Here is a 12,381-nt window from a genome sequence, read left to right on the forward strand (position 1 = left end):
TGTGTGATGTTATTGCGCTCGTAAATTTATTAAGTGGGTAATTTCTACTCTAAACGCCCCCCTTGTCCCTTTCAAATTTCTTAGCCTCTTAGCGATCATGTTATACTAATCTGAAACCGATCTTAGGAGTTGTTGATGGAGTGGCATCAGGTCTACGCCCCTTTATTGGGAAACATTTGGCTTAGCGCTCTAGTTGCTGTCTTGCCCATTGTGTTGTTTTTTATGTCCTTGATTGTCTTTAAACTTAAAGGGCATGTTGCGGCATTTTTGAGTGTAGCACTTTCCGTTGTGATCGCGCTTGTTGTGTATAAAATGCCTATAGCAATGGTGGGGGCTAGTTTTGTTTATGGTTTCCTTTACGGACTTTGGCCCATCGCGTGGATCATTATCGCTGCCATTTTTCTTTATAAGCTCAGCGTTAAGTCTGGGTATTTTGAAATTCTCAAAGAGAGTGTGCAGTCCATCACTCCTGATCACCGCATTTTGGTGATTTTGATTGGCTTTTGTTTTGGGTCATTTTTAGAGGGTGCGATTGGTTTTGGGGGGCCAGTAGCGATCACGGCGGCAATTCTAGCAGGATTGGGATTGAACCCTTTGTATGCAGCGGGCTTATGCTTAATTGCTAACACTGCACCTGTTGCTTTTGGTGCTGTGGGTATCCCTATTACTGCGATGGCTGGTGCGGTAGGCGTGAGCGCGATCGCCATTAGCGCGATGGCGGGCAAAATTTTGTTTTTTATAAGCTTGCTTGTGCCCTTTTTTATCGTCTTTCTCATGGATGGAGTGCGCGGGATTAAAGAAACCTTCCCAGCTGTGTTTGTAGCTGCCTTTACATTTGCTTTGGTGCAATATTTAAGCTCTAATTACCTAGGACCTGAACTCCCAGGGATTCTCTCGGCGATCGTTTCTTTAGTGGCAACTGCTGTGTTTTTACGCTTTTGGCAACCTAAACGCATTTTTAGAAGTGATGGGAAACCTGCACAAAACACTCACCAACAACACCACATCTGTAAAGTTTTTGTCGCTTGGACACCTTTTATTATCCTCATTCTAACGATTGTGATTTGGACTCAGCCTTGGTTTAAATCTCTCTTTACCAAAGACGGAGCGTTAGCTTTCTCTAATTTTTATTTCGAATTTGAGAGTATTAGTCAAAAAATCTTTAAAAGCGCGCCCTTTGTGATAGAAGGCAAAAGCGCAACCAATCCTGTTATTTTTAAACTTCCACTCATTAACACCGTGGGAACTTCTATTTTGCTTGCAGCTATCCTTAGTATGTTTGTTTTGCGTGTCAAGGCGCGCGAAGCGGTGAGTGTTTTTGGCGATACACTTAAAGAGATGCGCTATCCCATTTTGACAATTGGGCTTGTACTCAGTTTTGCGTATGTTTCTAACTATAGTGGAATTTCTGCCACAATGGCGCTTGCCCTCACCCATACGGGTAAAGCTTTCACTTTCTTCTCGCCCATCATCGGGTGGGTGGGCGTGTTTTTAACAGGGAGCGATACGAGCTCCAATCTACTTTTTGGATCACTCCAACAACTCACCGCCAACAACCTTAAGATTCCTGAAATCTTGACTCTTACTGCTAATACCGTAGGGGGGACTTTGGGCAAGATGATTAGCCCTCAAAGCATCGCAATCGCTTGTGCGGCGGTGGGCTTGGCTGGCAAGGAATCCGACCTTTTTAAATTCACAGTGAAATACTCTGTTCTCTTTGTTATCGCAATGGGGATCATTATCAGTATTATTGCCTATCTATTCCCTCAAGTTGTGCCTAGTGCTTAGGCAAACGGAATGCGGGGTCTCTGGGCTTAGTGAAGGATTGTTCATAAAGCCTTAAGAGCACGATGAAAAAAGCGGTGATGGTAGGACCAACTGCAATCCCCCAAAAGCCAAATTTACTAATACCTGCCAAGATAGAGAAGAAGATCAAAATCTCGTTAATATTGAGCATAATTTTGAGCACACGGCGTTTAATAAAGGCGATAAGCAAGGGTTTGATAAGACTATCAATCACGCCTCCGATAAGCACGATAGAATAGACAGCGATGATGATTGCAGTGGTGCTATTATCCCTATAGGTCTCATAAATCGCTACTGGAATCCACACCAAAGCCCCGCCTACAATAGGAATAAGTGAAGCTAGTCCGTATAAAATCCCCAAAGAAAGCCAGTCTAAATCAAACCACACCACCAATGCCCCAAAAGCTACCCCCTGTAACACAACATTAATGATTGAGGTAAGCAAAACCACCCGTAAAATTCCCGCCACTTCTCTAAAAATATTTTGGCTTTGGTAGCGCTCAAAGGGCAACACATCTAAAATATAGTGGTAAAAGTGCTGTCCATAAAAAAAACATAAAAATAAGAAGACTAATACCATCAAGGTATCACTTGCTAGACGCAGGCTATATTTGCCAATATCACTACTAAAGTGCAGGACATAGGACATCAGTGAGTTAGCTGAGATATTGGAGAGAAAATCTTGTGCATCGGCACTAATGGCAGGAAAACGATCTAAAAAGGTGAGCACATCTGCCTTAAACTTATTCACAAAGAAAGAAAGTCTTTCTAGATTAAGATGAGCGATGAAATCCATGCTTTTGTGGATCAGAAAGTACATGGGTATGACCAAAAAGCTTAAAAGCAAAATCACGCAGAGTAAAGAGCTAAAAAGATTGCGCATGTATTTATCAAAAAACTCTTTGAGCCAAAAGATGGTTACACACAAAAGCCCAGCGATGAGCAAATCCATCAAAAAATCTTCATAGAGATAGAGCATCCAGTAAAACGCCACGCCAAACAAGAGCCAAAAGAAATACACTGGGCGCATGCCAACCCCATTTAAGTTTTGTATTATAATACCCAAAAAGGCCAAGTATGCACCTATATAAGTATTGCGCGAGTGGCAATGATTTTTTAATCACCCACCAGTTTACACCTAACGATCGCAGTGCGCTAGCCAAGCGGGTTTGTGAGCGCCATTATGGTTTTGGGGCAGATGGCTTAGTTGTGTTGTTACCCCATGCTGAATACGCTTACACATGGGAGTTTTATAATGCAGACGGGAGTTGCGCTAACATGTGCGGGAATGCAAGCCGCTGTGTGGCACTCTATGCCTACCAACAAGGTTTAGCCCCCTTAAAACACACATTTCTAAGCGGATCGGGGGTAATCCATGTGGAAGTTCTAAGATGTGGGAGCAATCAGAACATAGTAGAGAGTAATTTAGGGACATATACTAGAAAGGACCGTTTTAAACTAGAGGGGCAGGTGTGGGACTTGGTGGATACGGGCGTACCCCACTTGGTGCATTTTGTAGACAATCCTAGCCAAATCCCCACACACAAGACTTTCCAAATGCAAAAGTTACGCGCGCGTTTTAATGCCAACATCAATATCGCTTATATCCAAGATTCGCACACCATCAAACTAGCTACCTATGAGCGTGGAGTCGAAGATATCACTTTGGCCTGTGGTACAGGCATGGCAGCGGTGTTTGTGTGCGCACACCATCAATATAACTACAGCACACAAGCCACTTTGATCCCACCTAGTGGTGAGCTCTTAAATTTGCGTTTAGAGAACGGAGCGATCTATTTCAAAGGAGAGGTGCATTTCGTAGGAACTGTTTTAAAGGAAAACCTTAAATCTTGAAACTTTTCAAGCTTGGAGGTAGCTGTGTTTGTTAGATACGCGTTTGTCTTGTTGTTAGTTATGATGTGTCTTGAAGCTAAGGATTTTGTGATCCAGTGTCAGAAATGTATCATCACGGCTAATCTTAGCGATGCAGAGATCGCCCAAACCAAAAAAGAAATGGGCGAAGAGGCTTTTAATGTGATGGCTGATGATGCCAACTATGAAAACTATGATGTTATGAGGTATGCCAAGGCTAATTATATCCCCTATATTGTTGTGGATAAGGATTATAATTATTTGGTTACACCCCAGCAAAGAGTCAAAATGGAGAATAAATGGGGTTATTGGCTTTATGCGCGCGGCAAGCCTATTAAGTTTTTCTCCAGCCTCTTTGAAGAGGACATCAACGCCTATTTTGCGATCAAACATCCTAAAACCCCTCAATAATTTACTCCGCGCTTAAAAACCCAAATTACACTAAGACCCATGGACGCACAAGAGATTTTTACAAGGGTGCTAGTCTTTATCTTTAGTTTGTGCCTTTTTTGGCAAAACCTACACGCCTTAGAATTCAAAGAGGCGCAAAAGGCGGTTTTGACACCACTCCGCCAACCAATACGCCCTTGAAATAGCGGGAGTGTTTTTATCTGAACACTTATGGTACATAGGTTTTTCTCACCACGATCTACAGAGTATTTAGAATTTCTATGTAGGATGGCTTGCTAGGTTGATTAAAGAGGGTTTTATGCGTTGGGTTGTCATTTTTTTATTATGTCTGCGAATCGCCTGTGCCTTTAGTTTTGAAGAAGAGGTGTTTTGGCTGGGTGATGACAGGTCTAATGCGCATGTCCAAGCTATCTATCCGGAGTGGTTTTGTGATCGCTATAAATCTAAAGATCAAGCCCTGCACGATCAGGTGATCTGCGATGTCTCTGATGTAGGCATGACAGAGTTTAGTAACATTGCTTTAACCATGCTCCATCGTTTTTATGTAGATTATTACCAATATGTGCGCGCGCGCGTGAGCCCAGAGGATCGCCAAAAGGTGCGCCAGATCTCCCTAAAATACATTTATAAGGAGGGTAAGGAGTGCAGTGCCACCATGCATGAGCAATACAGCTTGGCAGAAAAAGAGGGCACCAATCCGCACACCATGCCTCTTTTTGAAGAAATTAGATGTATGGAGGAGAATTACACCAGTGCTTTTCAAGAGATCACGCGCCTACTCTTAAACAATCCTACATACGCGCCCGTTTTTGCGCAATTTTTCTATCCTAATGCGTCAAAATATCGCAAACTCATTTTTGTGGATAAAGACAAAGAGGCATTAGCTAATAGGGATCCTACTGACAATGGTTATATGGATACTTTTATGGGGCAGGCAGCACAGGATAATTTGATCGATCAAAGGGGTAGATGGCTCAAGCCAGAGCTTAAAAAAGCCCATGATCAGGTGCAACAATGGTTAGCCACCTATTTAAAAGGCAAGCACACCAAGAAATTCACAGCCAACATGCAAACCATGACACACCATCAAGAGACTTATACCTTCATCTTTGCGTCTTTTAAGGAGACGCTTTATGGAGGCTCGCATCATTACACATGCATGGGTATTTTGCATGCCAAGCACTTAGAGCGCGGGTTTTGCACCGATAGAAAGGGGCTAGATGTGGGCAGGCAACTCACTACCAAAGGGGCTTTTTTTACCCTCCGTTTGAGCGATTTTTTAAAACCACACAATGATCGTGCTTATAGAGATTATTTCACCTTCAAGCTGGCTGATCATCGGTTTTATTTGCACGAATATAGCAGAGAGGTGCTTACCTGTCGGGGGAGTTGTCATGATTTGGATTATGACACATTGGTACTACGCACCCAAATTTTTTATCGCCAAAGCAGGGACGATCCCCAAAACCAACACCCTATTTCTTTGCAAACTTTCTTTGAGAGCCTAAACAATGGTAATTTTGAAAATCTAATCCATCCAATCTAAAAACCCAAATTACACTAAGACCCATGGACACACAAGAGATTTTTACAAGGGCGTTGGTCTTTATCTTTAGTCTATGTCTCCACAGCCTACACGCCTTAGAACTCAAAGAGGCGCAAGTAATAGTGAAAAAATGGGTCAATGACTATTGGAAGCAGTATGCGGATGCGATAGAAAAAAGGGCATGTATCTACAATGATAACAGCTTGCAGTGGAGCGAAACGATCTATAATCAAGAAGATGCCCGCGCATTAACCAAAACCCCCCATGACAAGCCCAACAAGTCCAAAGCCTACACTTTGATTTTTTATCAAGGCTGTGTTGTGTTTTCGGGGGCTCAACCCCCCGATTATTTGTATACATGCATGGGTATTTTGCATAAGGGGCAATTATCTAAGGGGTTTTGCACCAACAAACCCTTAATCATTGAGGTTAAAAATAATCTCTTGGTGATCTCAGAACAATATCAGGAGGTTGAAACCGGGCATTACTCCGCCAACCAATACGCCTTTGAAATGTTACGGGGGCGTTTTTATCTGCGCACCTATAGCAAACAAGTTTTTTCTTGCCACGATCCGGATAATGCGCATGGATGCCCCGATCCCGGTCTAGTTTATCTCGACTATTTGGGAGGCGATCTGATAAAACTTCTTGGTAGCCATCTTTATTACAGCCAACCTAGGGACGATCCACAGGGCAAATTTAGAATTTCTATGCAAGATTTTTTGTATTTTTGGGGCAAGGAGGGGCTAGATAGTTTTGTACAAGGAGGTAGCGACTATATGGTTCTTAAGTCAGGAGGAGATAATAGCTATTGGAAATTTTTTGGCAGTGATGGACTCTTGTATGAGCTAAGAAGAGCATGCTTTAGAAATGAAAAATGTCAGTTTCTTAATCCCAAAGCCTTGCATGAGGTGTGCGATAAGAATATAGCTCAAGACTATTGTTGGTATAGTGTTGATTAGCAGAACATGGGCAAATGAGGAACAAAATGAAATTTCTCATCTTTTTACTCTTAACTTCACTCTTAAATGCCACAGGCAATACAGACGCAGAGAGTGTTAGTGATGGGTCTTATAAGATTAAGACCATCAAAATCGACTCTTTGTTAATGGATTCTAAGGGTAATGATCTCGTGGATGCCAAAGGTCATTCTATTTACTACCCAATCCCCCAACAATTCGTCTTCACCAAAGGCGATATTTCAGACTCTAGAGTTTTAAAGGTTAATACAGATTTAAAGGACTCTAAAGGACATTCCTTTTGGGATAAGGTCTTTGTTGGTGATCCTAAGGATTGCCAAAGACTTTTAAATCTAAATCCTAAGAACACTAAAGAATCGCAAAACTACCCAAACTATAACCTTTATTATAAACCCACTTTGTTAGCAGCTAATCAGGGAGATAGTTTAGATGGCGAGGAGTATATAGAGAGCGCGAGATTTGGGCGCGTTATAGATGTCAAGGTGAAGGGAGATATTTTTACCATCGTTTATATCAACCTCATAGAAACCCTTAGGGACTTGGGAGGTGATCTAAAAAAATCAGAGCGATTGAGGATTTGGGAAGAAGATGGAGAGATTAATCCTAGTGGTGGCATCACCTATCTTAAATTTTTAGATGACAACACAGCAACCTTTATTGTAGATGCTAATGGGGTATACACCAATGGCTATTATAAACAGTATCGCCCCATTAAATATTTCACGCAAAAGGATGTCCCTAAAGTCCACATCTGCCCCTACAGCGCAAAAACACTTTTAGAAACCATCCAAAAGAGGCATCCGGAGTGGAAGAGCCATTAAAGAGAAAACCAAGCCTTGATTTTATAATCTTTCTTAGCAGGCTGTATTGGCTTGAAAGATTTAGCACAAGCTAGCATTGTGGATTGCACTAACAACATTGCAGGTTTCCCCACTCCTTGCACTAAGTTAGTCAATATTCCAGAAAACATTGCTGCCGAATTATTAGAAATTGATGATCAAAAAATTGTCTTAGCTGAAAAGATTTCTCTAGTGATGGCAGATAAAAATTCTCCCTTAATGCTTAAGGGAGAACCGCAAGCTAAGGGGGTGTTGGAGATTGAGGAGGAGAAAGCACCTCAAGAGCAACCCCAAACAATCCAAGAGGTGGCACAAGGAAAACAGGAGCAAAAACAAGAAAATCAAAAACCAACACATGCAGATAAAACCACGCATCAAGAGGGAAAAAATTCTCAAGATAAACCAAGTTCGGAAAAGTGGCATAAAACACAAGAGCAAGATTTAAGCGGAATTAGTGTGGTGGGAAAGAATCACTTGGATATTAGCCTGATTTCAGAATATTCAAGAAACATCCACAAACAACTCGGCAAAGAATCTAACAATCCTGTTATCACGATCACAGATGTAGCACGGACACCTAGAGTTCAAGCAGAAAGGATGTATAGTATGTTATCTAAAGATGGCGTTGCCCATGTAAAGGGCGTTTATGTCAAAAAGGTGCACTCAGTGATTGACATTTATGCTAGTTTAAGACTTCTCGGCAGAAATCCCACTCGTCTTTAGCGGGTGGGATGAATGCCACTTTGTGGTATAACGTCTCCGTACATTCGTATCTACGGCAGGAAGTGTCGAAAGTTACGCCTTTGGAGATACGATGTGTGAGACCTGTAGGGAATGCGTTGGAGCTCAAACTCTGTAAAATCCCTACTATAGGGACATAGAGTGAGAACCAAACTCTCCCTACGGGCAACATCGGCCAAGGAAGCCCACCCGTCTTTAGCGGGTGGGTACTTCACTAAAACAAAACAAGTCTAGGCATGGAATTTTAAGTGCGATGACCGCAGAAATAAAGAGATTGGTTGCCCTCAAGCTCTTCCAACAAGGATTTTCCATTGTCGACGAACGGCGCAATACAGATGAATGCTATCACATTGAAATCGTACAACCCCATGCAAATTAAATACTTTTTGCTTGCGGTATCTACAATCTTGGTTGTTTATGTCCAGGCGCAGTCATTTATCCAACTTAATGATGGCGTGTGCCATGTATTTTGCAAAAAAAGATGTGGTTTTGACTTAATGGACAGTGGCAACTGGTTTAAACGACTCAAAGCAGAATATCAAAATGATGAGGAAACATACTCTGCTCTTATAGATGATATGGTGAATTATATTTACAATACCCATGAATATCTACAGGCAAATAGGATAGATAATGTGCTTAATGATACCTTAAAAATCAAGGGTTTATTTATGCAGGATTGTCCCCTTATCAAATTTGATCGCTACACTCTAGATATTTCAAAAATCAATGCCCCTTATGTGTATGTTCTCTATGAAAAAGGCAAGAAACCCTACTTGATCAAAGATATAACTCTATCTGAAGAGGAAATCGATGCCTATTTTAAAATTAAACCTTCCCAAAATCTCTAAACTTACTAGAACCGTGGGTAATTTAACAATGAAACCCCTCATCCTCTTACTTTTGGCTTTATTTTTAAATGCCACAAGCAACACCAATGAAGAAAGTGTTAATGATGGGTCTTATGAGATCAAAACGATTAAAATAGACTCTCGATTAAGGGATTCTAAGGGCAATGATCTAAGGGATTCTAAGGGCAATCTCATTTATACGCCCATCCCTGAGCAGTATGTTTTCACTAAAGGCGATATTTCTGACTCTAGGATTTTAAAAGTTAATACAGATTTAAAGGACTCTAAGGGGCGTTCCTTTTGGGATAAGGTCTTTGCTGATAGTCCTAAGGATTGCCAAAGACTTTTAAATCTAAATCCTAAGAACACTAAAGAATTAGATAACTATCCATACTTTTCTCTTTACTATAAACCCACTTTGTTAGCAGCTAGCCGGGGAAATAGCTTTGATGGCGAGGAAAATCAAGAGAATGCGGGTTTTGGGCGCATTTTAGATGTCAAGATGAAGCAAGATGTTTTTACTATTGTTTATATTAACCTCATAGAAACTCTTAGCGACTTAGGAGGTGATCTAAAAAAATCAGAGCGATTAAGGATTTGGGATGAAGAAGAAGAGGCAGATGGAGATGGAGAGATCAATCCTAGTGGTGACATCACTTATCTTAAATTTTTAGATGACAACACAGCAACCTTTGTTGTAGATGCTAATGGAAAATACACTAACGACCGCTACAAGCTTTATCGCCCTATCAAATACTTTACAGAAAAAAGCGTACCTAAAGTTTGTGTCTGCCCCTACAGTGCAAAAACACTTTTAGAAACCCTCCAAAAGAGACATCCGGAGTGGAAGAGCGATTAAAGAGAAAACCAAGCCTTTATTTTATTAATCTTTCTTAGCTAGCATACACCTACAAAGATCAGTAGGAGACCCGTGCCCCACCCCCTCTTAGAGACAGACACTTGTGAGTGCCCCCATGCACTAAAAACGCCCCATTGAAAAGAGGCACTGAATTTAATCAGCTACGATACACGACACTATGTCAGTTTTGATGACACACAGTCCGCGTTGGATAGGTTTTAAGGTAACGAGAGTGCTCACTATTTTGTACTTTTTGCTTGAGCCATACGGACAAACAACATTCCTTAGCACAGAACAGGCGCAAGAGATACTTCAACAGGAAATTAAACTTCTTAAGCCAGTGTTTCCTGTGGCTTTTGATGCCAAGAAGACAGGGGGAGATAGATTCTTTAAAAAACTTGATTTCATGGACTTATGCAAGTATCCCATAAAGCACGATTCATTTTCGTGTGTTGCTGTCCATGGGGAAACAGGTTGGCTTAGAAAGTATTCTATCAAGACCCACCCTATCAAAGAAGCTTACGATCTTTTCAGCAGCAAAGGCAATTTGATTCCCATGCCCACTACTGATCTTTATGACTGCGGACAAACTAAATCTAACCAAGAAGATGGGGTAGGTGTCTATTATATTTGGGAGAATCCCAAGCGTTTTTGGGTAATTGGCGAGGGCTATGATTCAATAAGCACAACTATTTATAGTCAAAAAGGGAATCATATTGAGGTGATTGATTGCTCGAGATTGGATTGGTGAGCTTTTATCCATCTATAACTGAAAGAGTGGATTTAAACAAGACTTCGCTTTTATCTCACCTGTGCCAACAATGTTTTATTAAAAATCTATGCCAGCATGTGTAACTTGAAGATGCAAATAAGGTTAAAGTTTGGCTCGATAGCCTACCCTCTGATTTAAGATATTGGCGCACTTTAATTTCCCTAAAAACCCTCAAGAATTGCCCTATCTAGAGTGTTTCACAAGTGAAGTGCCCAAATGCTAAAGACATTTGGGCTTCCTTGGACGATATTGCCCATAGGGAACAAACGCGTCGCGCTTGTTGGTTTCACATATCAACCTGAGAAAGGTTGACATACTCCTCATAGTCAAAGCTAGGGGACTGCAGGATCAACAAGGCTTGCCCGCCGGCGGGTCTTACAGCCTCTACTCCAAGAGTGGACGCCCCCACTCTATGGCGGACATTATAACACAAAAACGCCTTATATCCCCATAGCTAAAGCTAGGGACTTTATGGCGCGGTTGGTAAGTTTCTAGTCTTGTCCCTGTCCTCTGTACCTCTTGTTCAGTCTATTCAATCCTCTAAAGGATTTCTCGATCTTAGAATTGAGGTCTTGAACCGGCTGTCTAGAAGGGTGTTTTGAATCTCAGAGATCGCTTAAAGCGAAGACTTGGATATTGCTCTGATCTTGGTAGCGATCGTTGTCTCTAGGGTAATCACCAAGCTAAAACCCCGATAGGAAAATCAAGAGTTCTTGTTTTGTGATCTCAACGCCTAGAATATCCAAAGTGCCTTGGTGACTTGATAAACACGGCACATCTAGGGCTTTTGCGTGTTAGATAAATGTTAGATGGCGTTGTTATATCAACTTCCTAAAAAAATAAGGCGACGAACATAATACAAAACGACAAATGGCTAGGGCGTTCACCTAACTAGCGCGCGCTCCAAATACCCTAGCAAAGTTTCTAGCACTTGGGGGTCGTCCTTGCTGGGGGCTTGCAGATACACCGGCTGGGGGAGGTGCAAGGTGATGTGCTGTTGGTGGTGGGTGATTTTAGGGATTTGGAGTTTGTTAGCTAGGATTTTGACACGCATGATGGCTAAGAATTGCGCACTCATGCGATCTAGCGCGCCAAAGCGATCTTGAATTTCGCGCTCAATTTCTAGAACCTGTTCTACCTCTTGGCAATGGGAGAGCCGCCGATACAATTCTAAGCGCAGGGCATCGCTGGTAATGAGCTTAGCGTCTAAAAACCCACTCACGGCTAGTTTGAGCTCCACACTGGAGCGTTGCGCTGCAGAGGCGCTTTGTTCTTGCAACGCGTCTTCAAGCATGCGCGCATACAGCACATAGCCAATGCTTTTAATATGCCCACTCTGATGACTCCCTAGCAAGTTACCCCCACCTCGAATCTCCAAATCGTGCAGGGCAATATGCGCCCCGCTCCCCAAATGGGCGTTCTTCTCTAGGGCGAGCAAGCGCTTTGTCGCACTAGGACTCAAGGCCTGCTTGTCTTCTACTAAAAAGTAGCAAAACCCCTCATGCGCGCCCCGCCCCACGCGCCCCCTGAGTTGGTGCAAATCGGCTAGCCCAAAACTATTGGCGTTGTCTACAATAATTGTGTTGGCATTAGGGAGGTGAATCCCCGATTCGACAATGCTGGTACATAGCAAGAGTTCAAACTCCCCCTTAGCAAATTCTAGGATGAGGGTTTGGGCTTGGGCGGGGGGGGTTTTGGAGTGGA

General features: G+C 42.2%; 13 protein-coding genes. 11 read left to right on the forward strand and 2 right to left on the reverse strand.

All coding sequences use genetic code 11. The features are described 5' to 3' along the window. Window positions 1–132 precede the first annotated feature (132 nt). The gene (locus tag C6G87_RS07055; RefSeq protein ID WP_199767667.1) at window positions 133–1,788 is read left to right on the forward strand and encodes an L-lactate permease; all 1,656 of its coding nucleotides are present in this window, start codon (window positions 133–135) and stop codon (window positions 1,786–1,788) included. Here the strand turns inward: C6G87_RS07055 and C6G87_RS07060 are convergent. Continuing rightward, on the reverse strand, window positions 1,778–2,836 hold the full coding sequence (locus C6G87_RS07060) for an AI-2E family transporter (RefSeq protein WP_104752822.1): 1,059 nt from the start codon (window positions 2,834–2,836) through the stop codon (window positions 1,778–1,780). The genes C6G87_RS07055 and C6G87_RS07060 overlap by 11 nt on opposite strands. A 47-nt stretch (window positions 2,837–2,883) precedes the next feature. Here C6G87_RS07060 and dapF point away from each other — a divergent pair, with 47 nt between their 5' ends. The 10 genes from dapF (at window position 2,884) to C6G87_RS07105 (ending at window position 10,656) form a co-directional block, all read left to right on the forward strand. Next, window positions 2,884–3,660, forward strand: a complete 777-nt coding sequence (gene dapF / locus C6G87_RS07065; RefSeq protein ID WP_104752814.1) for a diaminopimelate epimerase — start codon at window positions 2,884–2,886, stop codon at window positions 3,658–3,660. 24 nt (window positions 3,661–3,684) lie between these two features. Continuing rightward, on the forward strand, window positions 3,685–4,089 hold the full coding sequence (locus C6G87_RS07070) for a hypothetical protein (RefSeq protein WP_233709060.1): 405 nt from the start codon (window positions 3,685–3,687) through the stop codon (window positions 4,087–4,089). A 298-nt stretch (window positions 4,090–4,387) separates the two neighbouring features. Beyond that, window positions 4,388–5,635: a hypothetical protein gene (locus C6G87_RS07075; protein WP_104752815.1), complete on the forward strand. Its 1,248-nt coding sequence runs from the start codon at window positions 4,388–4,390 to the stop codon at window positions 5,633–5,635. A gap of 23 nt (window positions 5,636–5,658) precedes the next feature. Continuing rightward, the gene (locus C6G87_RS07080) at window positions 5,659–6,597 is read left to right on the forward strand and encodes a hypothetical protein (protein ID WP_104752816.1); all 939 of its coding nucleotides are present in this window, start codon (window positions 5,659–5,661) and stop codon (window positions 6,595–6,597) included. 26 nt (window positions 6,598–6,623) lie between these two features. Beyond that, window positions 6,624–7,436 (forward strand): hypothetical protein, encoded by an 813-nt coding sequence (locus tag C6G87_RS07085; protein ID WP_104752817.1) that lies wholly within the window; start codon window positions 6,624–6,626, stop codon window positions 7,434–7,436. Between the two features lie 51 nt (window positions 7,437–7,487). Further along, window positions 7,488–8,177, forward strand: coding sequence for a hypothetical protein (locus C6G87_RS07090; RefSeq protein ID WP_104752818.1), 690 nt, complete (start codon window positions 7,488–7,490; stop codon window positions 8,175–8,177). Window positions 8,178–8,448: 271 nt separating this feature from the next. Then, entirely contained in the window at window positions 8,449–8,574 is a 126-nt protein-coding gene (locus tag C6G87_RS09030) for a hypothetical protein (protein WP_267892707.1), read from the forward strand. 118 nt (window positions 8,575–8,692) lie between these two features. Beyond that, window positions 8,693–9,046 carry a hypothetical protein gene (locus C6G87_RS07095; protein WP_158653127.1) on the forward strand — a complete coding sequence of 118 codons (354 nt, stop codon included), beginning with the start codon at window positions 8,693–8,695 and terminating at the stop codon, window positions 9,044–9,046. Then, window positions 9,009–9,905, forward strand: coding sequence for a hypothetical protein (locus tag C6G87_RS07100; protein WP_104752820.1), 897 nt, complete (start codon window positions 9,009–9,011; stop codon window positions 9,903–9,905). Before C6G87_RS07095 ends, C6G87_RS07100 begins: the two co-directional genes overlap by 38 nt. A gap of 232 nt (window positions 9,906–10,137) precedes the next feature. Then, window positions 10,138–10,656 (forward strand): hypothetical protein, encoded by a 519-nt coding sequence (locus tag C6G87_RS07105; protein WP_104752821.1) that lies wholly within the window; start codon window positions 10,138–10,140, stop codon window positions 10,654–10,656. A gap of 904 nt (window positions 10,657–11,560) precedes the next feature. Here the strand turns inward: C6G87_RS07105 and C6G87_RS07110 are convergent. Further along, window positions 11,561–12,381, reverse strand: an 821-nt coding sequence (locus C6G87_RS07110) for a TRCF domain-containing protein (protein ID WP_267892708.1), incomplete at its 5' end; no start/stop codon positions are given.

This window comes from Helicobacter baculiformis (assembly GCF_900197685.1).
Lineage (GTDB): Bacteria > Campylobacterota > Campylobacteria > Campylobacterales > Helicobacteraceae > Helicobacter > Helicobacter baculiformis.